This window comes from Devosia sp. ZB163, from assembly GCF_028613635.1.
In the GTDB taxonomy this organism is placed as follows: Bacteria; Pseudomonadota; Alphaproteobacteria; order Rhizobiales; family Devosiaceae; genus Devosia_A.
This window is the reverse complement of record NZ_JAQRMY010000004.1, coordinates 134,089-160,396: the sequence shown is the minus strand read 5'-3', so window position 1 is coordinate 160,396 and position 26,308 is coordinate 134,089. Positions and strand designations below refer to the sequence as shown.

Below are 26,308 nucleotides of genomic sequence, written 5' to 3'. Positions count from 1 at the left end.
ACCTCTTGACGACCCGGCTCGAAGTCTGAATGAATACATTTAACGATACATCTACTGGCGGCTGTCAAGCCGCCTATCGGTTCGCCTGCCGCCAAATGCATAACAGGGAGAACACCATGAGTATCAGCAAGCGTCTTGTCTTCGGCACCGGACTGGCGGCAGCAATGCTCGCCAGCTTCGGTGCAACTGCCCAGGATCAATTCACCTGTCCGAACCAGGGAGGCGACCTCATCGTCGGCCTCGAAGGCGCGCCGGGCACGCTCGATCAGCAGACGGCAACCTCGTCGGCAGTGCGCAACATCGCGATGAACGTCTTTGAAGCGCTGATTATCCGCGACGAGAACATGGCCCCGACGCCTGACCTCGCCGATGAGATCACCGTCAGCGACGACGGCCTCAGCTACACCTTCAAGCTTCGCCAGGGCGTGACCTTCCACAACGGCAAGCCCATGACCTCCGCCGACGTCCTGGCCTCGTTCGAGCGCTACAAGACGGTCGGCGTCAGCCGTTCGATCATGACCTCGGTCAAGAGCTGGGAAGCCCCGGACGCGAGCACCTTCGTGATCACGCTCAACGAGGCGCAGCCGACATTCCTCGAGAACCTGTCGTCCTCGACTGCCCCAGTGGTGATCATGCCGGCTGAGGAAGCCGGCAAAGCGGCCGGCCAAGTCGAGATCATCGGTACCGGCCCGTTCAAGCTGGCCGAGTTCGTGCCCGACAGCCATGTCAAGCTCGAGCGCTTTGCCGAGTACGTGCCGGGCAACGCCCTGCCCGGCTTGAGCGGCTTTGCCGGCCACAAGCAGGCCTGCGTCGATACCGTTACCTTCCGCATGCTGACCGAGACGGCCGCACGCATGGCCGCCCTCGAAACCGGCGAAGTGCACATCGTCGAATCCGTGCCGGCAATCTCGATGGAACGACTCGCTGCCGTGGAAGGCGTCGAACTGCTGACGCTCGACGCATTCGGCCTCAACATCGGTTATCCGAACTGGTCAGCGCCGCCGACCGACAACCTGCAGGTTCGTCAGGCCATGCTCGCGGCGCTGAACATGGAAGAGATCATGGAGGCCGCGACCGACGGCGTCTTCCAGCTCAACCCGAGCCTGCAATTCCCCGGCACCACATACTTCTCCACCGCCGGCGGAGAGCTCTACAACCAGAACAGCATCGAGCGCGCCAAGACCCTGCTCGCCGAGGGCGGCTACAACAACGAACCGGTCGTGCTGCTGACCACCCAGCAGATCACCACGATGTACAACACGGCCCTGGTCATGCAGGCGCAGTTGCAGGCCGCCGGCATCAACGCGCAGCTGCAGGTCTACGACTGGCCGACAGCGCTCGCCACCAGCGAGAAGGAAACCACGGGCTGGAACTTCTTCTTCACACACTGGACCGGTTCGGCCGCCCAGGGTGGCGCAACGACGCTGCGCAACCTCGCGGCACCGGCCAACATCTACAAGCCGCAGGATCCGGCCGGCGACCCCGCCTATAATGCCGCCTTCCAGCAGGTGCAGAATGGCGCCACCATCGAGGAACGCGCTGCTGCCTTCGCCGAGGCCCAGAAGGTCACCTTCGAGAACGTCCTGGCCATTCCGTTCGGCGTGATGTCGAACGTCCAGGGCATTCGCTCAAACGTGGAGGGCTTCAAGCCCTTCTACAACACCCGGGTCTCGAACGTCTGGCTCCAGCCCTGATCCGACTGCAGGCGGGCCGCCTCGGTCCGCCTGCCTCCTGACCTGACGACAACGACCACGGGGCCTGCGAGATGATCAGCTTTGTCGTTTCCCGCCTGTTGCAGGCGATCCCCATCCTGATCCTGGTCAGCCTGATCGCCTTCGGCATCATCTACCTCATCCCGGGCGATGCCGCCGTGGTGATCGGCGGCCCCTCGGCTACCCCCGAAGAGCTCGAACAGATCCGTCGCAATCTCGGCCTCGACCAGCCGCTGCACGTGCAGATCGCCACCTTCTACATCAACCTGTTCAAGGGCGATCTCGGGCGCTCACTCACGCTCGGCATTCCGGTGATGGACGCGCTCATCGCCCGCTCGCCGATCACCATCGGCATTGCGATCTACTCGCTGGTGCTGACCATCGTCATCGGGCTCAGCACCGGCATGCTCGCGGCCCTCAACCACAACCGGTGGATTGATCAGGCCGCGACGCTGTTCGCGCTGCTGGGCGTGTCGCTGCCCAATTTCTGGCTGTCGCTCGTGATGATCGTCCTGTTCTCGGTGATGCTGGGCTGGTTGCCCACCGGTGGGTACATCCCGTTCACCCAGGACCCGATCGGCTGGCTGCGCACGACGACCTTGCCCGCCGCCGCCCTCGCCTTGTTGCAGGCAGGCCTGCTCACCCGAATAACCCGCTCGACCCTGCTCGAAGTGCTCAACCAGGACTACATCCGCACCGCCCGCGCCAAGGGCCTGCCCGAATGGATCGTCGTCGGGCGGCATGCCCTCGCAAACGTCATGATGCCGGTCGTCACCATGGTCGGGCTGGTCCTCTCGGTCCTCTTGTCCGGCTCGATCGTCATCGAGTCCATTTTCGGTATTCCCGGTATCGGCTCGCTGCTCGGCAGCGCCATATCCAACCGCGACTATCCGATGATTCAGGGCGGCCTGCTGTTCGTCACTACCGCGCTCCTGCTCCTCAACATCGTGATCGACCTGCTCTACACCGCCCTCGACCCCCGCATTCGTGTCAAGGGGCGCTGAGATGAGCGACCTCACGCACGCCGCCCAGCCCTCGCGCCTGTCGCTGGCCCTGGCGTCGATGCGCCACTGGCTGCGCCGCCTTGCAGCGAACCGCTCCTTCCTCCTCGGTGCCATCCTCTTTGGCAGCATCTGCGTGCTGACCCTGCTGACGCCGCTGATTACCAGCGTCGATCCCAACGCGCTGTCGGTTCGCAATCGCTTCAAGCCACCATCCGACCAATACCTGCTGGGTACCGACAATCTCGGTCGCGACATGCTGTCCCGAGTCCTCAATGGTGCTCGGCTCAGCCTCTCCATCGGCTTTGCCGTGGTAGCCCTCAACGCCGTGTTCGGCGTCTTCCTGGGCGCTATCGCCGGCTACTATCGCCGCCTCGACGACCTCCTGATGCGCCTCGCCGATGCGCTGATGGCCTTTCCCGCCGTGCTCCTCGCCATCGGCATCGCGGCCGCCCTTGGTCCTTCGGCGGCCACGGCGATCATTGCACTCGCCGTGGTCTACATTCCCCGCACCGCGCGGGTCGTGCGCGCCTCCATCATGGTAGCGCGCGAGCTGGACTACGTTCAGGCCGCGCGAGCGGCGGGAGCGAGGGACGGCCGCATTCTGTGGCACCACATCCTGCCTAACTGCCTCGCGCCGCTTATCGTGCAACTGAGCTTCGTCTTTGCCTACGCCGTGCTCTCCGAGGCCGTCCTGAGTTTCCTTGGCCTCAGTGCTCCGCCGACACAGCCCAGCTGGGGCGTGCTCATCGCCGAGGGCCGCACCTACATGCGCGAGGCAGCTTGGCTGACCGTGATCCCGGGCATCGCCATTGCCGTCACCGTGCTCGGCCTCAACCTCCTCGGCGACGGACTGCGAGATGTGCTCGATCCCCGCATGAAGGTGGAACAATGACCGCTGCTCCACTGCTCAGCGTGCGTGACCTGACCGTCAGTTTCGGCGGTCGAGTCACGGCGGTTCGGGACGCGAGCTTCGACGTGCGTCCCGGCGAACTGCTCGGCGTCGTCGGCGAAAGCGGTTCGGGCAAGAGCATCACCGCGCTCGCAGTGATGGGCCTGCTGCCGCCTACCGCCACGGTCACCGGCTCAATCCTGTTTGACGAGCAGGACCTGCTCGCCATGCCACGCAGCCGGCTGCGCAAGCTGCGCGGCCGCGAGATCGGCATGATCTTCCAGGAGCCGATGACGTCGCTCAATCCGGTCTTCACGATCGGCGACCAGATCACCGAGGCGATCCTCGTGCACGAGCGCATGAGCCGGAAGGCTGCATGGGACCGCGCCAGCGAACTGCTCGAGAAGGTGGGCATCCCTGCCCCTCGCCGCCGGCTGCAGGACTATCCGCACCAGCTCTCGGGCGGCATGCGACAGCGCGTGATGATCGCGATCGCCCTCTCGTCCTCACCCAAGCTGCTGATTGCCGACGAGCCCACGACCGCGCTCGACGTCACCATCCAGGCCCAGCTTCTCGACCTCCTGAACCAGCTGCGCGAGGATTTCGGCACCGCCATCCTGCTGATCACCCACAACATGGGCGTGATGGCGGAAGTAGCCGACCGCGTGGTGGTGATGTACGCCAGCCGCATCGTCGAGCAATCCGGCATCTTCGATCTCTTCGATCGGCCGCAGCACCCCTACACGGAAGGCTTGCTCGGAAGCACGCCCGAACTCGACGCCGATACGCCGCGGCTGCGCACCATTGCCGGCACCATGCCCAACCCGTCCGAATTGCCCCCCGGCTGCCTGTTCGCACCGCGTTGCCCCAAGGTGGTCGACGCCTGCCTCGCGGCGCAACCTGCGCTGGTGCCGGTTGCGCCTGACCAGCGTGCTGCCTGCATCCTGGCCCCCGGACTGATCGAGAGCACGCCCTGATGACATCCCCGCTGCTGTCGGTGGACGGCCTGAGCAAACACTTCCCGGTAGAGAGTAGTGACTGGCTCGCTCCCAGGCAGACGCTTCGTGCCGTCGACGGCGTGTCGTTCACCCTTGGCAGCCGCGAGACACTTGGTCTGGTTGGGGAATCCGGTTGCGGAAAATCCACCACCGGGCGCCTGATCCTGAGGCTGATCGAGCCCACAGCCGGCACGGTGCAATTCGACGGCCAGGATCTCGCGACGATCCCCAAGGAAGACCTGCGCCGGCTGCGCCGCAGCATGCAGATCATCTTCCAGGATCCCCAGGCCTCCCTCAATCCTCGCCATCGCGTCGAAGACCTGATCCTCGAGCCACTCTACGCGCAAGGCGAAGCGCCGAGCGCCGAGCTGACACGCTATGCCGGCGACCTGCTCGAGAAGGTCGGCCTGTCGCGCCGCCACCTCAGTCGCTTTCCGCACGAATTCTCCGGCGGCCAGCGCCAGCGCATCGGTATCGCCCGCGCCATTGCGCCAAAGCCGCGACTGATCATCTGCGACGAGGCCGTGTCGGCGCTCGATGTGTCCGTCCAGGCCCAGGTCATCAACCTGCTGCAGGACCTGCAGGACGAGCTCGGGATGAGCTACCTGTTCATCGGACACGACCTTGCCGTGGTGCGTCACGTAGCGGATACAATGGCCGTGATGTATCTGGGACGCATCGTCGAGATGGCCCCGAAGGACGCGCTCTATCGCCAGCCGATGCACCCCTATACGCAGGCGTTGCTGGGGTCGGTGCCGGTCTCCCATCCCAGCCGCCGCCGCGACCGCAAGCGGCTGGAAGGCGAGATACCTAGTCCGCTGAACCCGCCGTCGGGCTGTCACTTCCACCCCCGCTGCCGCTTCGCCCAGAGCATATGCAAGCTCGAAGCCCCGGCGCTGCGCACCGTAGCTCCGGGACAGCAGGCGGCCTGCCATTTCGCCGAGCAGATTGCCGCGGCCACGCCTTAGTGCATCCCCGCGCGCTGGCACACCAACGATCACAAGCCGAGGAGGAGGCGCACATGGCGCGCTGGCTGAAGCAGAGCAAGTCGATTCAGGAACGAGCTGAGGACCACAAGCAGGTCCGGCAAGTCGTCGAGACCATCCTTGCCGATATCGAGAAACGCGGCGACGCGGCAGTGCGAGATCTGTCGCGCCAGTTCGACGGTTGGGATCGACCGGACTTTCGGCTGAGCCGTGCCGAGATCCACGCGTGCCTGGCGCAACTGTCCGACCAGGACCTGTCAGATATCGCTTTCGCTCAGGCACAAGTCCGGAACTTCGCGGAAAAGCAGAAGGCGACGATGCATGACCTCGAGGTCGAGACCATGCCGGGCGTGACGCTGGGCCATCGGCACCTCCCCGTGGGGGCCGTCGGCTGCTACGTCCCGGGCGGCAAGTACCCCCTGCTCGCTTCGGCGCACATGTCTGTGCTGACGGCCAAGGTGGCGGGCTGCGGTCGCGTCATCACCTGCGCACCTCCCTTTGCAGGCAGCCCCGCTCCGGCGATCGTTGCTGCGCAGCACATGGCCGGCGCAGACGAGATCTACGTGCTGGGCGGCGTCCAGGCGATCGGCGCCATGGCTATCGGCACGGAGTCGATCAGCCCCGTGGACATGCTCGTTGGACCGGGCAATGCCTACGTCGCCGAGGCCAAGCGCCAGCTCTTCGGTCGTGTTGGCATCGACCTGCTGGCTGGCCCTACCGAGACGCTGGTCATTGCCGACGAAACAGTCGATGGCGAACTCTGTGCAACCGACCTGCTCGGCCAGGCTGAACACGGCCCGACCTCCCCTGCCATCCTGCTCACCAATTCCGAGAGGCTGGCGCGAGACACCATGTCGGAGATCGAGCGCATTCTTGCGATACTCCCAACCGGCGAGATCGCCCGGAAGTCCTGGGAGGATTTCGGCGAGGTCATCGTATGCGACGACTATGACGAGATGCTCGAAGTTGCCGATCGCATCGCGTCGGAGCACGTGCAGGTCATGACTGATCGCGATCTCTGGTTTCGCGACCGGCTGCATAACTACGGCGCGCTGTTCCTCGGTCCGCGTACCAATGTCGCCTATGGCGACAAGGTCATAGGCACCAACCACACGCTGCCCACCATGAAGGCCGCGCGCTACACCGGCGGCCTGTGGGTCGGAAAGTTCATGAAGACCTGCACCTGGCAGATCGTCGAGTCCGACGAGGCCTCGGCCCTGGTCGGGAGCTATGCGTCGCGCCTCTCCATGCTGGAGGGCTTCGCGGGCCACGCCGAGCAGGCGAACGTCCGCGTGCGCCGCTACGGCCGCCGCAACGTGCCCTACGCGGAGGCGGCGCAGCCGTAGGGCCGCGCCGTCAGAGGCCGGACAGCATTACCTGAACCTCAGCCGATTCCATGCCTGCGACACAGATCGACCGTCAGAGCCTTTGGTAGCGCCCGGATCAATCCGGCCTTTCCCCACCATGCCGGTTTGAATCAGCCCCCTACAGGTTCATCGGCACGCGGATAGCGACGGGGCCGGACTTTCGAACGCTCACGGCGGACGCTGCAGGGCCTTGCCTATCGCATGCTCGGCTCGCGCAACGACGCCAAGGATGCGGTTCAGGATACATTTTCTCAAATGGCAGACGGCAGACCGAGGCGCCATCGACAGCCCGGCCGCCTGGCTTACGACCATCTGCACGCGGCGTTGCCTCGACATGTTGCGGGCCGCGCGTAAGTGCCACGGCCGTGCCCGCAGACGCTCCCTGAAGTATCGTAAACGGCGGTCGCGGTTCTTGCCCCGGATCACACCGAAGTAGCGGTGTCCCGCGTGCCGGCGATCATCAGATGGAGGACCTCCTCCTCGGTTGTCGACTTGATCTGGCGATCGCCGACGTTCTCGCCGCGCTTGAGCACCATGACCCGGTCGCCGACCTCGAAGATGTCAACGAGGCGGTGCGAGATGATGATCTGCGCCACGCCGTGGGCCTTGAGCTGCAGCATGGTCTCGAGCAGCGTCCGGGTGGCAGTGACCGACAGGTTTGCCGTCGGCTCGTCGAGGATCAGGACCTTGGGGTTGAAGGAGATTGCCCGGGCAATCGCGACCGATTGCTGCCGCCCGCCCGACAGGCTCTCGACCTTCTGGTAGACCGAGTTGACATTGACATTGAGGCGCTCGAGGACCTCTCCCGCCTCCCTGTACATCCTGCGGCGATCTACGAAGATGCCCCTGCGGGGCCAGCGGCCGAGGAAGATGTTCTGCGCCACGTCGAGGTTCCCGCACAGCGCGAAGTCCTGGTAGATCATCTCGATGCCACGCTCGCGGCTCTCGTGCGGGGTGCGGAAATTGGTCGGCTGGCCGTCGATGAGCACCTCGCCCGAGTCCCGGTGATAGGCGCCGGTCAGCACCTTCATCAGCGTCGACTTGCCGGCCGAGTTGTCGCCGACCAGCCCGAGGATTTCGCCTGGCTGGAGTGTCAGGCTCACGTCGACCAGCGCCTTGACCGCGCCGAAGGACTTGTTGACGCCGCGCATCTCGACAACGGGCACCTGCGCGTTCCGGTCAGACATCGCGAACCCCCTGCCCTTGCCGGCGCCGCTCCGCCAGGGCCGACCAGAGCTGACCGAAGATGTTCTGCTGACGCACCCAGATGTCGAGCAGCACTGCGCCGATCAGGATGCCGCCGATGAAGGTGTTGACCCAGTGCTGCGGCAGGCTGAACGAGCTGCCGTCGGGCAGGATGATGTTGAGCTGCATCAGTGCGCGCACCAGGGTGATCACCGCCGCGCCGGCGAGTGAGCCGAGGATGGTGCCGAAACCACCGAAGATGGAGCCGCCGCCGATGATGACGGAGGCGATGGCATCGAGCTCCCGGAACTGGCCGGCGACCGGGTTGAAGCTGCGGAAGTAGGCGACGTTGATGACGCCGGCCATGGCGGCGCAGAAGCCGCAGAACAACATGGCGTAGGTGCGGACCCGGTCGGTATTTATGCCCGCATAGTCGGCCGCGCGGCGGTTGCCGCCGGTTGCGTAGACCTGCTGGCCGAACACGGTGGCGCCGAGGACCACGGCGGCGATCAGTGCGACCAGAGCCATCCAGATGGTCTGGACGCTGACGACGCCGACAATTTCCCCGAACAGCCCGCCCGGAGCCGGGATGCGGAAGAAGGCGAGCACGTCGCCGAGCTTCCGGCCGATGAGGTTGTAGGGCTCTTTCCAGCCGGTAAGTTGCTGGCCGGCGACGATCCAGGCCGCTACGCCGCGCGCGACATAGAACATGCCCAGCGTCGCGATGAAGGCCGGGAGCTTGAAGCGCACCGTGACGATGGCATTGACGCCGCCTGCCAGCGTGCCGGCAAACACCCCCAGAAGGACCGCGCTGACCGGGTCGAGACCGAGGACCTTGAGCGAGTATGCAGCGACGCTGCCGGCAAGTGCCAGCACGGCGCCGACCGACAGGTCGATGTCGCCGCAGGCGATGACGTAGGTCATGCCGACGGAAATGAGCGCCAGCTCGGTGAAGTTCAGCAGGATCGCGAACGTGTTGGGCAGGCCTGCCCAGTAGTCCGGTCGCAGCAGCAGGCCCACCAGCCACAGCACCACCGTGAGGATGATGGCCAGGGCGTCGCGGCGGACGAGGAACCTCATGATGCCCCGTGCGCTCACCGCCAGGTCCGACGTGCGCGTGCCCTTGGTCTGAACGCCCTCGATGGCCACGCCGCCGACATCGGTGATGACGGGCTCCGGTCCCCCGGTGAGGCGGGCCCATAGCCGCTGCGGGAGCTTGCGCCGGATGATGTAGGGCTCGATGAGGACCGCGACGACCAGCAGCGTGCCGATGAAGGCCGGCACAGCGCCGGCAGGCAGGGTGTAGGTGGCCTGGACCTCCAGCACCTTGCCGTCGATCTCGGTCTGCCGGACGATCGGCCAGCCTTCCTGCAGCACCTTGTAGATGAGGCCGGTCAGCAACACGCCGATATAGGAGCCGATGACGCGGCCCCGACCACCGCTGAGCGAGGCGCCGCCGATGATCACCGCGGCGATGACGATCAGTTCGGTCAGCAGCCCCGCCTGCGAGGTGATGCCCTTGTTCTGGGCGATCAGCATCAGGCCGCCCACGGTGGCGCACAGCGCGGACATGACATAGGCGCGGATGCGGACCCAGTTCGTCGGGATGCCGGCATAGATCGCCGCCTGCTCGTTGCCGCCGGTGGCCAGCGTCTCGTAGCCCCACCGGGTCTTGGCGAGAACCACCGCGCCGAGGGCGACGGCCACGAGGCAGATGATGATCTGGTTGTTGAAACCCAGCGCGTTGGTTTCGCCCAGCTGGAAGAACCACCCGTAGTCCCGGGCCTTGACCGGAAACAGGATCGAACGGCCGCCGGTCAGCCCGAGCACCATGCCGCGGCCGATGAGCAGCATGGTCAGCGTGGCGATGAAGGCCGGGACGCGGAGGAACGTGACCAGCACGCCGTTGACGAAGCCGATCGCAGTGCCGACGACCAGGCACACCAGAATGGCCGGTACGACGCCCATGTCGTAGTGCGCCGGGTTGAAGACATAGGCGAAGACCACGCCGACGAGGCCCAGCGTCGAGCCGATCGACAGATCGATGTCCTTGTTGGCGATGACGAAGGTCATGCCGACCGCCATCACCCCGAACCGCGCGGTGTCGCGCAGCAGCGCCTGCAGGGCATCGGTCGTGCCGAAGAAGGCGGGGTTGAGTGCGGCGCCAACGACATAGAGCAGCACCATCAGCGAGAGCAGCCCCACTTCCCAGCCCCCCACCAGTTGCAGGGGAGGCCGCCCCGCGGGCATCCTCGAGACCGCCGACACCATCTACTGCTCCTCGCGCCATGACGATGCGCTGCGGGGGACGGGCTCCCCCGCAGCGCTCAGCGTTTCGCGGTCCGCCTAGTTTTCGAACCGCTTGCCAACGTTGGCCACTGTGTCCTTGGTCACGAGCTGGGCACGGGTATCGAGATTGGCCGCCGAGATGCCGCGGTCGATCTGCAGATAGAGCTGCATCACCGGCCAGAACCCCTGCAGGAACGGCTGCTGTCCGAGCGCACCGGTGAGGTTGCCGCTCTTGATGCCTTCCTGCTGGGCCGGGCCCAGGTCAAAGCCATAGGCGCACATCTTGTCGGTGTTGCCCGTCTGCTGGACGGCGCTGACGAGGGCCGGCGTGAAGACGTTGTTGCCAGCAAAGGCGCCGACCACGTCGCCGCGCGACTCGATCAGCGAGACGATCGAGTTGGCGGGATCGTTCATGTCGGCCGCGACGCCGACATTCTCCGGTCCGGCGTCGACCTTGAAGTTGGCGAGGATGCCGGCTGCGTCGAGCGCCTTGACGATGGCGTTGTAGGCGGACGTGACGCGGTTGTTGACCTCGATGTTACCCATGGCGGTATCGTTCGGCAGGATGATCGAGCCCTGCGTGATGCCGCGCTCCTGCAGGCACTTGACCAGGGCCTCGCCGGCAATGGCGGCCGCCGAGGCATCCTGACCGGTATGGCTGATCGAGCTGCGATTGAGCAGGTTCGGGTCGAACGAGTTGGTGGTGGCGATGGGAATGCCCGCCTTCTCCGCCGCCCGCACGATGTCGTCGTAGGCGCCGACCTGAGGCGTGGTCATGATCAGGCCATCGAGCGTGGGGTCGTTGACGATCTGGTTGAGGATCTCGATCTCGCGGGCCGGATCGTCGGTCGGCGACTCCGAACCGAGCAGCAGGACCTTGGCGCCGATCAGGTCGGCTGCGACGGTGGCGCCGACATAGACCGGGTCGAAGAAGCCGTTGCCGGCCGTGTGGGTGACGATGGCGAAGGTCAGCACACCGTCGTTGGAGTGGAAGTTCTTTGTTCCTTCGGCTTCCTTGGCTGCATCCGAGAAACTGTATCCGCCCACGGCAGACGAAACGCTTCCCGATTGCGACAGAGCGCCCGAAGCACTTGAGGCAACGAGCACCAAGGCGCTCACGGCGCCCAGAAGATATCTCATAGTTCCCTCCCTACACGCCGGAGATTTCCGGCGCCGAGAACTATACGAATATTTGAAGATATCTACAACGTGCACGTACATCAGCAGGATGCACGGCAGCCCCCAGGGCCATGGTCACTCTGCGCCTTGCGTTCGATTTCGTACACGACAATGAAGTCTATGCGCGCGACTAGGACCGATGGAAACCGAGTCGAAGTCGGTCGGTTGAGTCCGCGGATCGACAACGGATGTCATTCCGGGCTCTCAGCTGCCAGAACTCCAGCGACGGCAGCCGCATACCGCCCTCTGTTCCAGGATGCCGGACGCCGCTACTCCTCCCGGAATGCGCGGGCGAGTTGATCGGTGAAGGGCTTGGCGAGATAGGCCAGGGGGGTCATCGCTTCGGTCTCGACGAATGCCTCAACCGGCATACCGGGTCGCAGGTCCAGGCCGGCATTGCTCAACTCATGTGCGTCGAGCGTGATCTCGCCCAGATAGAAGGACGCCCCGCTGGCATTGTCGTACTGCGCCGCAGCGGCAACTCGGGTCACGCGCCCCGCCAGCTCGGGGGTGGTCCGCTGGTTGAAGGCCGAGAAGCGTAGTTTGGCGGGGTCGCCGACTGCGATCTGGTCGACATCGGTGACGCGCAGCCGCACCTCGACCTTCAGGGCTGCGCCAGCCGGCACGATCGTGACCAGCGTCTCGGCAGGCGTGATGACGCCGCCAATGGTGCTTACGTTCAGCTCGTTGATGGTGCCCCCTATCGGAGCTCGGATATCGGTTCGCGACAGGCGGTCCGTCACGGCGAGGTAGCGCTCGTTGAGTTCCGCCATGCTGGCATCGATCTGGCGCAGCTCCCGCTGGGCCTCGGTTCGGGCCGTTTCATCGATCGCCAGTTTCTGGAGCTGCACTTCGCTCTGCCGTGCTCCGGCCCGGGCCATCGACGCTTCGATCTCGCCACGCTGCCCGAGCATCCGGGTGAGCTCACGGCTCAGGGAGCTGACCCTTGAGCCCTCGATGAAGCCGTCGGCGGCGAGGCCCGAGAGCTTGGAGTGCTCATCCTCGACCAGCGCGATCTCGTCGGACAGGGCATCGAGCTGGGAGCGCAAGCCTGCTGTCTCCTGGCCGAGTTGCTCCTCCTGCAGCGACAACTGCTCCTTCTGCCGCGTGCGACCAAGGACGTTGCCCGCAAACAGCTGGCTCTCTCCTGCCATGAGCATTGCAAGCGCTGGGTCGGGGAAGTCGAATGCGGCCGGGAAACGGATGGCCGTGAGGCCGTCGCGCTCCGCCAGCAGCCGCGCCCGGCGTCCCTCGAGTTCCCGCAGCTGCGAAAGCACGATTCCCTGCTCCGCCCGGGTCTGCGCATCGTCTAGGCGCAGCAGCACCTGTCCGGCCTCGACCTGCTGGCCGTCCTTGACGGCAATATCGGCGACGATGCCGCCGTCGCGGTGTTGAACCTCCTTGAGGTCCCCCTGGATCTCGACGGTCCCGGTCGCGATGACTGCGCCGGAAAGCGTGGTGGCAGTGCCCCAGTAGGTCACGCCACCGATCAGCGCGAGGCTGGCAAGCAAGCCGAACAGGACGTGTCCCGTCAGCCGGTCTCGAACCGGAGCGCCGAAGTCGGCTGCATCAGAGGTCATGGTCATGTGCTGGCTCCGGTCATGCCGTGGCAACCTCGTAGACATATGGCTGGTAGTGGCCGTGGACGGTGACGGTCATCTCGAACTCGAAATCGCCGTTCCCGTCGAACTCGAAGATCGTCAGCTCGCCGAGCTCATCATCGGTGCGGTGGCGGATCCGCAGCTCCAGCTCCCCCGGCCCATCGTCGTCGCGATCCCGGTAGTATCGCTCGAAGCGATCCTCCTCCTCCTCGCGTTCGTCCATCGAGAACTCGTAGGAGGCGACGTGAATGCGGTCGCCGGCGACGAAATCGAGGATGTCGTGGATGAGCATCGGCCGCGATACGTCCTCCGGCAGTTCGAAGACGAAGGTGTCCTCGCCTTCGCCGCCGGTGAGCCGCATCTGTTCGCCGCCCACGGTGAAGATGTCGTCGCCAGCTCCGCCCATGACGACTTCGAAACCCGAGATGGTGTCGAGCCCCGCCTCCGCTCCGGCGGCCGTGCCGGCGATGAAGTCGATGTGCAGGCTTGCAGCATGGGCGGAGTAGTCGAGCGTGTCCTCGCCCTCGCCGCCATCGAAATGGTCGTTGGCTGCATCCCTTGACGCAATCACGGTATCATCGTCGAGATCGCCGAATACGCGATCCGCGCCGGCACCGTCCTCGAGGACGTCGTCACCAGCACCGCCGTCGAGCACGTCGTCGCCGTCGTTGCCCTGCAGCAGGTCATCGCCGCTGTCGCCAAACAGGAGATCGTCGCCGAGCCCTCCCGTCAGGTGGTCATCTCCACTTTCGCCACGAACGATGTCGTCGTCCGCCTCGCCGTGCAACCGATCGTTGCCTTCGCCGCCGGAAATGAGGTCGTTCCCGGCACCGCCAAAGACGACATCATCCCCCCTGCCCGCTATTATCGTGTCATTCCCGGCGGCGCCGACGATGCGATCATTGCCGTCGCCACCCAGGATGACGTCATTGCCTGCGAGGCCGTCGATGATGTCGTGGCCGGCACCTGCGTCGATCTGGTCCGGCTTCGTCGTGCCGGGCAACATGTCGTCGCCGGGTGTCCCGAGGATGGGCCCGCGCACCAGCGGGATCAGCGCGCTGCGGGTGGCAGTCAGTTCCCCATCGGTGACCTTGAAGGTCACCAGCACCGTCTGCGGGACGGCGGCTAAGTTCGACGTGTAGATGAGGCCGTCCGCTGTCTGGGCGACGGAACCCTCCGAAACGCGAACGTCGCTGATCGACAACTGGTCGCCATCCGCGTCGCTGGCACCCTGGAGCAGCTGATCGAACCCGATCAACAGCACGCCACCGGCGACGGCCTCGTTGAGGCGAAGCGTGGCGCCAGCCTCGGGGGCACGGTTGCGGCGGTCGGGGCCCGGATCCGGGGGCGCCTCGGCGGATGGCGCCGACGGCCCTCCCCCTGCCCCGCCGCCGGAAGCCCCGTTCGGGACATCTGGCGCGGGACTTACGACCGGTACATCCGGCAGTCCGGGCTGCGGGAACTCGATCGGCGGGGAGTCGATCAGCGTGAAGGGGCGTGCGGGAAATGGAACGACATTGCCGTGGTAGCGCCCATAGATATCCCCATCAGCAACCAATCGCGGAGTGAACTCGGCGGCAGCCGGCGTCGCCTGCTCCTCAGCGACCATTGCAGACAGGGGGCGGACAAGCTCGGGAGCCGCACCCCCTTCGTCGCGCTGCGGTTCGCCGGCGGCAGCCTCTGTCGCCTTGGGCAAGCGCAGGTCGGGAAATGCGGTGCGCAAATAGCCGCCTATCGCGGCGATGACGAGCCCGACCAGGAGCGGAAGGGCCGTGCGCCGCTCCGGCGCACCGAGTTTGTCGTAGCGGTCGGCCCCCTCCGTCCCGCTGGCATCGCTTTTTGCGCCAGTGACCTCGATCATGCCGACAACTCCTGCGTCTCGGTCGCAACCCTGACCGGACGCAGGCCACCGCGGGTCGCCGCGAGCACCTCGTCCTTGGGACCAAAGCTCGTCATGCGACCGTTCTGGATGACGGCGACCTGATCCACTGCGACCAGCGCGCTCGGTCGATGCGCAACGATGATGGCAATGCCGTCCCGCGCGCGGATGTCATTGATGGCGCGGGTCAGCGCCGTTTCACCGTCGGCATCGAGGTTCGAGTTCGGCTCGTCCATTATGACGAGGAACGGATTGCCATAGAGGGCCCGGGCGAGGCCGATGCGTTGGCGCTGCCCCGCCGACAGCGCGCTGCCCTGGGGGCCGACCTGCGTGTCGTATCCATCCTCGAACTGCACGATCATGTCATGCACGCCCGCCGCCTTGGCGGCGGCCACAACCTTGGCGCTGTCGCGTTGCGGGGCAAGCCGGGAGATGTTCTCCCAGATGGTCGCGTCGAGCAGGCCAACGTCCTGCGGCAGGTAGCCGATATGGTCGCCGAGCTCGTCGGGAGACCATTGAGCGAGTTCGGCGCCGTCGAGGCGAACACTGCCGCGTATGGGCTCCCAGATGCCGGTGAGCGCCTTGACGAGCGTCGTCTTGCCCCCGGCGCTGGGCCCGATGATGCCGAGGGCCTGCCCGCCCCTGAGCTCGAAGGCCACTTCGCTGAGCAGGACACGGCCACTTGCAGGGGCCGCCACCGTGATCCGATCGACGGTGAGGCGGCTAGACGGGGCAGGAAGCGGCATCGGTGGCTGGCCGTCGCCCATCGCCACCAGGGTGTCACGCAGCCTGCGCATCGAGTTGCGGGCCGAGATGACGTTCTTCCAGTTGCCGATGGCGAGGTCGATCGGAGCCAGCGCACGCGTGGCAGCAACCGATGCTGCAATGATGGCACCGGGCGACAACTGGCCCATGATCGTGAGATAGGCGCCCAACCCCAGGACCGCCGACTGCAGCAGCATCCGTAGCACCCGGGAAAACGCCCCCAGCGTGCCGCTGATGTCGGTCGTCTGCGTCTGCAGGTTCAGATGCTCGCGGTTGGCGACGTCGTAGCGCGCGACGGCGCGTCCGGCAAAGCCCATCGCCTTCAGGATGTCGGCGTTACGGGTGTTGGAGTCGGCTACGGCGTTGCGGGCAATCGCCGCCTGCTGGGTTGCTCCCGCGAGACGGCGGGACATCAGTTCGTTGAGGACGGTGAGCAGCGTCAGCACGACCGCTCCGCCCAGCGTCAACGCGCCGAGGGCTGGATGGAGCAGGTAGACGAACAGCAGGTAGACAGGCACCCAGGGCAGGTCGAAGATCGCCATCGGCCCCTGGCTGCCAAGGAAACTGCGCACCGTATCGACGTCGCGCCCACGCTCCAGCGACTCCGCGGTGGAGAAGCCGAAGCGCGGCATGTCGATAGCGACCTTGTGGGCGATCGGGGCGAACTTGCGGTCCAGCCGGGCTCCTACACGGACCAGCACCTGCGACCGCACGACGTCGAACAGCCCCTGGAACAGGTATAGCCCGATTGCGAGCACGGACAGGGCGACAAGCGTCGGAATGCTGCCGCTTGCCAGGGCCCGGTCGTAGATCTGCAGCATGTAGAACGCGCCGGTCAGCGCCAGGATGTTGATGATCCCGGAGATGCCGAAGAGATAGAGCCCGATACCCTGGAACTCCCTTTTGAGCATGTCGGCCACGCGCCTCTCGGAAGTCGCCTTGGCATTTGAGCTGCGCATGGAATTTGCCTCGTTTACTGCGGCGATTGGGCCGGGCGGCGCGGTCGCCGCCCGGCCGGGCTCGGCTAGAGGTTGAAGTCATCCTGGGTAAGGCTGTGCGTCCCCTTGATGGAGAGCTTGAACTCCGGAGCCGTGGTGCCGCTCACATTGCCCTGGACGACGGTGTAGGCGCCGTCCTCCCGGGTCTCGTGGGTGACCTGCAGGTCGCGGATACCCGAGATGGCAGAGTTGGTCAGTCGGAAGGCCTGGTCGCCGAAGGTTGCCGCGTCGGCGTCGATGCCGCTCAGGTCGAGTTTGTCGCCTGCCTCGAAGCCAAGGATGGTGTCGCCGTTGGCGGCCGCGATCGTCTTGAACACGAAGGTGTCGTCGCCGGTGCCGCCATCGATGACGTTGACCTTGTCGCTGGCGGTGATGCGGTCGTTGCCGGAGCCGGACACGACATTCTCGATGTGCCAGAGCGTGTCGGTTCCGGTGGCCGCGCTCACCGCGCTGCCGAGCCCATCGATACCGGTGCCCAGATCGATCGTCGCGTTGGCGGTGATGCTGGACATGTCGAGCGTGTCCGTGCCCGCGCCACCGGTCATCTCATCGCCGAAATAGGAGTCGTTGCCATCTCCTGCTTCCGCGACGAACCGGTCATTGCCAGCGCCGCCAACGACCACGTCGTTTCCCCTGCCCGCACTCACATAGTCGTTGCCGCCATCGCCGAAGAGCCGGTCGTCACCATCTCCGCCGTAGATCATGTCGGCGTCGGCGCCACCCAGGACCGTGTCGTCGCCTTCATCGCCGAATATCGTGTCGGCGCCGGCCAGGCCCGAGAGGAAGTCCGCGCCAGCCCCGCCGATCAGGATGTCGGCGCCGCCATAGCCGATGGCTACGTCGTCTCCGTTAAAGCCGATCAGGTAGTCGTCCTCGGCCCCTCCGATGAGTACGTCGTTGCCGGCAGTGCCGACCACGGGTGCGGTTTCCGGCTCGGTCGGGTCCGGCTCGGTCGGGTCCGGCTCAGTCGGGTCCGGATCAGTCGGACCCGGGGGAGTGTTGGGCTCGTTCGGTTCGTTAGGCTGGTTGGGTTCGGTCGGCTCCTGTGGCGTCCCGTTGTCGCCAGCACTGCTGCTGACAATGACCGGCAGTCCGTTGGGGCTCATGAAGGTGATCGAATGGGAGGCGCCGACCAGCGTCGTCGTGCCGTCCTCGTTGGGCCGAACCGCGTATTCTGAGAGGTTCCGGCCATCCGGCAGCTCGATCACATCCTGTGGCCGGAGCGTCCCGATGATCACGTCATTGCCGCCGCCGGTCCTGAACACGATGCGGTGGGCCGACAGCAGTGACGTCACGTCGATGGTGTCGTTCCCGTTGGTCCCCAGCACGGTGATGGTGTCGGGCCTCAGGCTCGTGGTCACCGAGAAGTCGCCGTACATCTCGAAGGTGTCGCCGCCGGAGCTGCCGGGCCCGCTTACGCCGGCGCCGTTGACCACGATCTCCTCGATCTCGGTCAGCACTGCGATGATGGTCTCGACACCATCTGCGCCCTCGCGGGTCACGACGATTTCGGCCTCGTCGCTGCCGGCAAAGCCGATGCCCGCTACCGCCTCATCGTAGGTGTAGATGCGGTACACCTCCTGCTCGGCATTGCCGATGATCTGGAACAGGTCGCCGTCGACGCCTTCCATGCCGCCGTTGATGGTGTCCGAGCCGTCCCCGACCGACCAGATGAAGATGTCGTCATCAGGCGTTCCGGGAAGCGTGTTGTCGTCGCCGTCGCCGATATCGCTGCCGTTGAGCGTGTCGTCGCCGGGGCCGCCGATAATCACGTCTTCGCCGGGCCCGCCGACAATGGTGTCGTCGCCATCGGAGCCGAAGAGGATGGCCGGCCCGGTCGGAATGCCGGCTACGCTCGTGACCACGGTCAGGTCGAGTCCATTGCCGAAACGGATCCGCTCGATGCCCGACAGCGTGTCGACATCGCCGGTCGCGAGGTGGGTGACGGTGGCGAGCCCGGCGCCGCTCAGGCCGAAGGCATAGTCGCCGGCGCTGCCGGCAAAGACCGCCGTATCGGTCCCGCCGCCGCCGTTGAGCGTGTCGCTGCCGGCCCCGCCATCGAGGATGTCGTCATTGGCGCCGCCGACAAGATTGTCGTCGCCGCCATTGCCGACGAGCGTGTCGTTGCCGGCGCCGCCACTCAGGGTGTTGGCGCCCTCGTTGCCCGTGAGCACATTGTTCAGCGCATTGCCGGTCGCGCTGAGGGCTTCGGTGCCGGTGGCGCCGACGAGGACGACGTTCTCCACCTCGCCCTGGACATGCGCCGCATTGGTCAGGTTGCGGGTGACGTCGGAGTAGATCGTGTCGATACCCTCGCCGGCCTGTTCGATGACCAGGTCGGCGCCCTGCACACGGTAGATGTCGTCGCCCGCGCCACCCGACATCGTATCGGCGCCGGCTCCGCCGACGAGGATGTCGTTGCCGCCGTTGCCGTGGAGTTCGTCGTTGTTGTTGAAGCCCAGGATCAGGTCGGCCGAGCCTCCGCCGTGCAGCGCCGAGGCGCCCGCGTTGGCGGCGTTGGTGCCGGGGACGATTGTGTAGGACGCGCCGTCGATCTCGGCCCGCTCGATGCTGACCAGCGTGTCGGTGCCCCCGGCGGCGCTCGCCACCGTGATCTGTCCGGCCGCAAGGGCGAACGTGTGGGCCGCGATATTGCCCCGCAGCACCACGGCATCGCTGCCGCCCCCGCCGTTCAGCGTGTTGTTGGCCGAATTGCCGGTCAGCCGGTTGTCCTTGACGTTGCCGATGCCATCGATCGCGGCGTTGCCGGTGAGAACCAGGTTCTCGGCGTCGGCGGCGAGCACATACTCGTCGAGCGCGGTCTCCACCGTGTCGTTGCCACTCGTATCGGTGATGACGTCGGAGAAGCTGTCGACGACATAGGTGTCGTCGCCGCCCTCGCCGGCCATGGTGTCGGCGCCTGCCCCACCATCGATGATGTTGTTGGCGCCATCGCCCTGGAGCGTATCGTTGTGGGCGCTGCCGACGAGGTTCTCGATATTGATCAGCCGGTCGAGGCCGGCGCCGCCGGTATCCTGTTCCTCGAACGCAGCGCGGGTCGGCGTCGCCGAGAGCGATACGGTCACGGCAGCCGCCGCCGAGGCGTAGGAAGCGGTGTCGTTGCCCGCCCCGCCATCGATGCGGTCGTTGCCGTCCCCGCCCTCGAGGACGTCGTCGCCCTCCTCGCCGTAGAGCAGGTCGTTGTCGGCGCCGCCGTCGAGCGTGTCGTTGCCGAACCCGCCACGCAGGTCGTCATTGCCGGCACGACCCGACAGGGCATTCGCCGAGCCATTGCCGCGCAGGGTGTCGTCGCCGCTGCCTGCAACGACGTTCTCGACGCCGCGGATGAACGAGAAGCCGGTCGCTGCGCCCGAGAGCATGTTGACCGACACGTCGTCGGCGGTCTCGTACACCAGCGTGTCGGTGCCGCCGGCGAGATGCAGCTCTGCCGCCTCGACATTGGCGACGCTCGTCGTGCCGTTCACTGAGGAGATGACGCCGCCGGCGAGGGCCACCGTCACCGTGTCATTGGCGGCAAACACGCCTTCGACGATCCTCAGCGTGTCGGAACCGCTGCCACCGTCGATGTCGTCGGCGCCTTCGCCGTTGCCATGGATGATGACGTCATTCCCCGCGCCTCCGTCGACCGTGTCGTCGCCGAGGCCGCCGTTGATCACGTCGTTGCCGTCGCCGCCGGACAAGGTGTCGGCTCCGCCGCCGCCGGACAGGCTGTCATTGCCGAGGCCGCCATCGATCTGGTTTGCGTCTCCGCCGGCAAGCACGATGTCGTCGCCGATGGTCGTACCGCCCTGTGCGTCGCCAGCCGTCGCGTCGATCACTGCGAGGTTGGAGACGATGTGGTTGCCCACGACCTGGGTGACCGCCGAGATGACCTGCTCCGCGGAGCCGCCGTCGTCGGTGTAGTCGATGCGCATGCGAAGCTTGCTGCCGACCAGCTCAGGTCCCGGCACGAAGGTTCGTGCGTTGCCACCGTCCGCGGCGGGCACGCTCGTCCAGGTGGCCCCGTCGTCGGTCGAGTACTCCCACTGGTAGATGAGGAGCCCCTCTTCGAAGGCGTCGGTGATCCCGTCCGGATCGGTGAACGCGGCCGTCGCCGTCAGGGGCAGGCCCTCGGTCGGCGTCATGTCGCTGATGAGCACGTCGCCAGTCGGATTGCCGTCGACATTGTTCACCGGGTCGGTGGGCTGCGAGGTCACCACTTCCAGCACGCCGCCGCCATCGGTGTAGGTGCCGATGACACGAATCCTCAGGCCCACATGCTCCTCGGTCGGCGTGAAACTGCTGCCCGCGGCACCGGGGATGTTGATGTAGTCGCCGGTGCCGTCATTGCGCTCGATCTGCCAGCGATAGGTGATCTGGCCGCTGGCGATCGTCCCGTCGGGATTGTTGAGGTCGCGAATGGCGTTGGCGTTGACGGTCAGCGGCTCGCCTTCCTGCGCCGGCAGACCCTCGATGGTCAGCCGGCCCGTCGGGTCGTAGTTGCCGGTCTGGCGGATGGTGTAGATGCCATCGGCGAACAGGATACGCTCGATGCCGACGAGGGTATCGACCCCCTCGTCGATCTGCGGATCGACCTCCTCCATTTCGCGCCGGGCGACGATCGTCCTGTCGCCGACATGGGTGATCTCGTACCAGTCGCGATTGCCGGCGAAGACCGCCGTGTCGGTGTCGTTGCTCGGGTCCTCGTCGTACTTGATCTCGCGGACGATATGCATCTGGCTGGGCTTGATCGCGCGGGTCAGCAGCAGTTCGCTCAGCGACTTGCCCACCCATGCAGCCGGGATCGGATCCCCCGAACTGTCGACCTGCCCCGCCGTGAACACGTGCTTGAGCGTGTCGACCGTGGCGATCTCGTTGGCCGCCGTGTTCTCGAGAGCCTGCGATGTCGCGGGATCGAGGCCCGTAATGCGGATGCGGACGTTCAGCCAGGCGTCGCCGTGGATGAAGTCGTCGCCGCCGCGACCCTCGATGAGGTCGCCGCCATCGCCACCGATCAGCAGGTTGCCGCCGGTCCAGGCGGTGACCTTCTCGAGGTCGACATCGTCGTTCTCGGGCGTGTACTCGGCGAGGCCGAGCAGCTCGCGCAGCCCGTCGATGCGGTTGACGCCAGCCTGCGACAGCTCGTGGTTCACGAGGCTCAGCTCGAGCTCGATCTCCTCGTCGCTGCCCCGGTCATCGCCGCGCAGGATGTCGTTGTGGTCCCAGCCGGAAAGTGCCTCGGTCTGGTCGAAGCGGTCGCGCAGGATGTCGTCCGCCACTGTGGTGAAGAACGGGATGCGCATGTCGGCGTCGGCGGCAATGTCGCTGCCCTTGTAGATGGCCCAGTCGAAGCCGAACATGCCCTCGTTGCGCATGACGCTTTCGCCCTGGACCATGATGTCGTCGCCGGACTCGGCGTCGAAATCGTTCTCGTTCTCGCCGGCGATCAGCACGTCATGGCCGAGGATGGTGGAGTTGAAGAACAGCTCCGAGTTGTCGCCGTTGAGGACGTCGAAGCCGTCCCCGCCTTCCATCCAGTCGTCGCCCTCGTTGCCGAGCAGGAAGTCGTGGTCGAGGCCGCCGAGGACGAAGTCGTCGCCCTCGCCGCCGAACACCTCGGTGGCATCGACGCCGACGAGGAAAACGTCCTTGCCGTCGCCGCCCATCAGGACGTCGAGGCCGTTGGAGTTGGCGATGACGTCGTCGCCGCTCTCGCCCTTGATGAAGTCGCCGGTGTCGCCGCTGTCGGTGATGATGTCATCGCCAGCTCCGCCGACCACGAGGTCGACGCCGTGACCGCCCTCGATGCGATCGTCGCCAGCGCCTCCCCAGATGCCGTCGTCACCGTCGCCGCCTATGATCGTGTCGTTGCCGGCTGTGCCGCCCATCACCATGTGCTCGCCGCCGGTGAAGCGCAGATAGTTGGTCTCCACCGCCGCGGTCGTCGGATCGTCGCGCTGCACCTTGGCCCGCAGGGCGCCGAGGAACGGATCGTCGCCCACCGGATCGGTCTCGATCTGGCTGAGCTTGTTGACCTCGAGCACGCCGTCGTACCGCGCGAAGGAGTCGACGCCGATATGGTGGGTGATGATGTCGTCTTCGGTCCCGCGGATGCCGTCCGGGCCGGGCTGCACCAGGTCGGTATTGGCCATGATGAGCTTGGAGAACGCGTTGTTCTCGAGCTCGTTCAGCAGGTTGAGGCCCTGCGTGCGGGACAGGTAGTAGAACCGGTCGCCTTCCTGCAGGTTCTCCATCTGCAGCTCGAACACGGCGTTGAAGGTCGACCCCAGCATGCCGCCGAACGGCATGACCTTTTCCGCGAGGCCGCCGATCCAGAGGTCCACCCGGTTAAGTCCGGTCTCTGTGTTGGCCCAGGCACCGGTGCTGTTGAGGAAGTCGAGCCGGTCGGCGATGTCGACCGGACGCAGCACATCGAGTCGGATGTCATCGACGAGGATCTGGTTGCCGCTTCCGCCGGTCTGCTGGATCTCGATGCGCAGCCCGAGCCCGGCGAGGCCGGCCGCAATCGGCCCCGTCTCGAGAACAACCGTCGACCAGTCGCCATTGGCCGGCGGCGCCAGCTGGATGGTTGCAATCACCTGGCCGTCGGCGGTCACAAGGCGCGCCTCGCCTCCCGGCCAGGCCATGTCTGTGCGGTCGCCGATGTTCAGCGTCAGCCGATAGCTGACACCCTCCTCGAGGGCATGCCCCGTCAGTTGCGAAAGGAGGGCCCCCTGCCCCAGCCAGGCAACATTCGGGCCCGTCAGTCCGGTGGGATCGACAATCCCGGCGGCAGGTGCGAAGAGCCCACCGACGCCGGTCATCGTCCAGCCGCTCGGCGGGGTGAACGTGTAGTTGCCGAGCGGATCCACCGTGACCCCGGGCGCCCCCGGCGCCAGCGAGTCCGTCTCGAACGCCCCATTGGCAATGACGATGGCGTCGGGATCGGTCGGCTCGCCCAAACCCAGCAGTGCCATCGCCGCGTCGCGCTTGTCCTCGAGAGTGGTCGCGGCGAGAATCAGCGGGTGCTCGCCATAGGCGGCGAGGAAGTTGATGATCGAGGCCGGCGTCTTGAGGTTGGCGCCGAAATCGGCCCAGCTTTCATAGGGCTTGAGCCAGCTGGAGCTGGTTGCGGCGTAAAGCTGCTCGCGCGCCTCGTTGAGCGTCGGGATACCCGCATCGCGACCACGCGCCAGGTTGATGGCGGCGAGGTCGAGAGGAAGCCCGAGCAGATTGTTGCGGAGCGACTCCACCACGAACTCGTCGATGGCGTTGCCGCGGACATAGGTCAGGCCGCGGACAATCGCGCCGGCCGCCTGTTCGGCGGTGATGCCACCGTCATTGTCGTACAGCACCGGATTGAGGAAGGCCTCGATCAGTCCGACATCAATGCCTTGCCAGCCGGCCGCGCTCGCGAGGGGCTGGCCGTCCGGGCCGATCGGCTGGCCCTGGTCATTGAGAGGCAGGAGCTTCAGATGGTCGGTCAGCATGGAATGACCGAACCGGTACACCGTGTGGGCGAACTCGGCGAAGATCGCCGGGTTGACGTCCGTGATGGTGTTGAACACGAACAGATCGATGTTCGGCTGCACCTTGCGGCCGAACTCCTCGAACACGAGGTGCTGGTACTGCATCTCCGTGGCGAAGCGCGCCGTCTGGAACAGGCGCTCGCCATCCCACTTGAGCGTGCTCGTGTCGGCAGGCAGCGTGTTGACGTCGACGAGGAGCCATTCGTTGAGGAAGGCGAGGTCGTCCGCGCGGCCGCTCGCGGCGATTTCGAGGACCTGCTTCTTGACGTCTTCGATCTGCCGATTGTGCTCGGAATGGAAGATGTGGTGAACCGCGGTCAGCCCGATGTTCTCGTTGCCGCGACCGTCGCCGGTAATGAAGTGCCGGTCGAGCAATTCGTTGTCGTACTGCAGGTTCGCGCCGGTGTTGGGATCGAACGGAACCGGGTTGCCGAACGCGTCGGTGCCGGTGTCCGGATCGGGCGCGAGGCTCGCCGGCGAGTTCGGATCGAACACGGGGGCGGCGTTGTGGGCGATGTCGTCGAGGAACTGATGCGAGGTCCGCACCGGCCCCAGTCCGCCGTTGAGATCCGCGAGCACCACCGGATTTCCGGGTGAAGCCGAGACCGTCAGGTCGTCGGCGGTGTTGGGGATCATGTCCGGGCCGATATTGACCACGACCTGCGGGAAGCCGTCTTCGCCCCGGATGAACTCGCCGTAGGGGTCAGTGCGAAGCAGGGGTACACCGAGCACGTCGATATCGCTCAGTTCGATGCCGAGCAGGTTCAGCGCCTGCGCCTTGACGTCACCCCAGGTCGCGAGGCCTCCCTCGGCTCCATCGAGGAGGCGGCCGGTGGCCATCGGCACGTCGTGGCCGAGCACCTCGTCGAACACCATTTCGTATTCGCGCAGGAACACCTGATGCGAGGGATGCGAGGTGTAGGTCTGGTTCTGGTCGATGAAGGGCGTGGTCTTGTTCTTCGCGTCTGCGACGTCATCGGCCGTGCCGAGCACGCCATCCGGCCCCGGCGTCATTGTCGGGTCGAGACGCGTCAGCACCATGAACGCGCGGGACGGAGGCACCTCGTCTCCACTGCCGGCGATGCCGTCGGGACCATGGGTCCGCAGCGGATCGTCGGCAGCCAGCGGCACGAAGATGGTCCCGTTGTTGCCTTTGTGGATCAGGTCGAGGCCGTGATCGAAGAACTGGCCAAAGAAGGTCATCCAGGCATTGAACGGCGCTGACAGCCCCTCGTCCGGGGCCACGTTCGGCAGCACGATGCTGTTGCCGTCCATCTCGAAGCCGTAGTCGGCGGCGAGCTGCTCGTGCAGCGTGGTGCGGAGCGGCTCGATTGCCGCCTCGACTGCGGCGGCCTTCTCGGCGGCAGTCGGCGGATCGGCGGGGTTCGGATGGGCGGCGGCGAGAGTGGCGAGGGCCGTCTGCGCGGCCGATCCGGCAGCATCGAGATAGGTCTGGTAGGCGGCGCGGATAGCGTTGACCGCGACCAGCACATCCCCCTCGTACTCCGCGAACTGGAGCGCGGCGATGATCGCCGCAGGGTTCTTCAGCGTCTGGTCGGCAACGAGGTTGGTGATGATGCGCGGATCGCTGTCCACGACATGGCCGCCGTTGCCGTAGTCGTTGTTGATGACGTCGCCGCCGGGAGCCGGCCCGTTGATGTCGACGCTCTCGTTGTCCGTCTCCACCCGCCAGCTTGGGTCGAGCAGGCGCGGCATGGGCTGGTCGGAAGCGCCCCAGTTTTCGCGGCCGGCGATGAGGTTGTTGTACGTCCCATCCACGGTGCGCAACCCGTAGGGCAGATGCGGCTGGGCAATGAGCTCGGTGAGAGGGGTGCCGGCAGCGTGGGCCTCGGCGATCTCGATCTGCTTGAGTATGAACTCCAGGTCGTGCTGGTTGAGTTTGACCGCCATCGTTCCCTCCTGTTGG

At 65.9% G+C, this 26,308-nt stretch carries 14 protein-coding genes; 7 read left to right on the top strand and 7 right to left on the bottom strand.

All coding sequences use genetic code 11. The features are described from left to right. Positions 1 to 116 precede the first annotated feature (116 nt). From PRN20_RS18955 to PRN20_RS22905, 7 genes are all read left to right on the top strand, one after another. Complete coding sequence (locus PRN20_RS18955; RefSeq protein ID WP_273959203.1) at positions 117 to 1,694, top strand: ABC transporter substrate-binding protein; 1,578 nt, start codon at positions 117 to 119, stop codon at positions 1,692 to 1,694. A gap of 71 nt (positions 1,695 to 1,765) precedes the next feature. Next, positions 1,766 to 2,716, top strand: coding sequence for an ABC transporter permease (locus PRN20_RS18950; RefSeq protein ID WP_273959202.1), 951 nt, complete (start codon positions 1,766 to 1,768; stop codon positions 2,714 to 2,716). A 1-nt stretch (position 2,717) separates the two neighbouring features. Then, complete coding sequence (locus PRN20_RS18945) at positions 2,718 to 3,608, top strand: ABC transporter permease (RefSeq protein ID WP_273959201.1); 891 nt, start codon at positions 2,718 to 2,720, stop codon at positions 3,606 to 3,608. Beyond that, positions 3,605 to 4,582, top strand: coding sequence for an ABC transporter ATP-binding protein (locus PRN20_RS18940; RefSeq protein ID WP_273959200.1), 978 nt, complete (start codon positions 3,605 to 3,607; stop codon positions 4,580 to 4,582). The genes PRN20_RS18945 and PRN20_RS18940 overlap by 4 nt, the downstream gene beginning before the upstream one ends. Next, the gene (locus PRN20_RS18935) at positions 4,582 to 5,571 is read left to right on the top strand and encodes an ABC transporter ATP-binding protein (RefSeq protein WP_273959199.1); all 990 of its coding nucleotides are present in this window, start codon (positions 4,582 to 4,584) and stop codon (positions 5,569 to 5,571) included. Before PRN20_RS18940 ends, PRN20_RS18935 begins: the two co-directional genes overlap by 1 nt. Positions 5,572 to 5,624: 53 nt before the next feature. Beyond that, entirely contained in the window at positions 5,625 to 6,935 is a 1,311-nt protein-coding gene (gene hisD, locus PRN20_RS18930; protein WP_273959198.1) for a histidinol dehydrogenase, read from the top strand. A 222-nt stretch (positions 6,936 to 7,157) separates the two neighbouring features. Further along, positions 7,158 to 7,310, top strand: coding sequence for a hypothetical protein (locus PRN20_RS22905; RefSeq protein WP_273959197.1), 153 nt, complete (start codon positions 7,158 to 7,160; stop codon positions 7,308 to 7,310). 68 nt (positions 7,311 to 7,378) lie between these two features. Here the strand turns inward: PRN20_RS22905 and PRN20_RS18920 are convergent, their stop codons facing one another. From PRN20_RS18920 to PRN20_RS18890, 7 genes are all read right to left on the bottom strand, one after another. After that, complete coding sequence (locus PRN20_RS18920) at positions 7,379 to 8,143, bottom strand: ATP-binding cassette domain-containing protein (RefSeq protein WP_273959196.1); 765 nt, start codon at positions 8,141 to 8,143, stop codon at positions 7,379 to 7,381. Next, positions 8,136 to 10,409 carry an ABC transporter permease gene (locus tag PRN20_RS18915; protein ID WP_443112600.1) on the bottom strand — a complete coding sequence of 758 codons (2,274 nt, stop codon included), beginning with the start codon at positions 10,407 to 10,409 and terminating at the stop codon, positions 8,136 to 8,138. Before PRN20_RS18915 ends, PRN20_RS18920 begins: the two co-directional genes overlap by 8 nt. A 78-nt stretch (positions 10,410 to 10,487) precedes the next feature. Beyond that, complete coding sequence (locus tag PRN20_RS18910; protein WP_273959194.1) at positions 10,488 to 11,570, bottom strand: substrate-binding domain-containing protein; 1,083 nt, start codon at positions 11,568 to 11,570, stop codon at positions 10,488 to 10,490. 308 nt (positions 11,571 to 11,878) lie between these two features. Continuing rightward, entirely contained in the window at positions 11,879 to 13,195 is a 1,317-nt protein-coding gene (locus PRN20_RS18905) for an HlyD family type I secretion periplasmic adaptor subunit (RefSeq protein WP_273959193.1), read from the bottom strand. A gap of 13 nt (positions 13,196 to 13,208) precedes the next feature. After that, the gene (locus PRN20_RS18900) at positions 13,209 to 15,071 is read right to left on the bottom strand and encodes a calcium-binding protein (protein ID WP_273959192.1); all 1,863 of its coding nucleotides are present in this window, start codon (positions 15,069 to 15,071) and stop codon (positions 13,209 to 13,211) included. Further along, a complete protein-coding gene (locus PRN20_RS18895) occupies positions 15,068 to 16,813 on the bottom strand; it encodes a type I secretion system permease/ATPase (protein WP_273959191.1) in 1,746 nt (581 codons plus the stop codon). The genes PRN20_RS18900 and PRN20_RS18895 overlap by 4 nt, the downstream gene beginning before the upstream one ends. A 65-nt stretch (positions 16,814 to 16,878) precedes the next feature. Further along, entirely contained in the window at positions 16,879 to 26,292 is a 9,414-nt protein-coding gene (locus PRN20_RS18890; protein ID WP_273959190.1) for a peroxidase family protein, read from the bottom strand. Positions 26,293 to 26,308 lie beyond the last annotated feature (16 nt).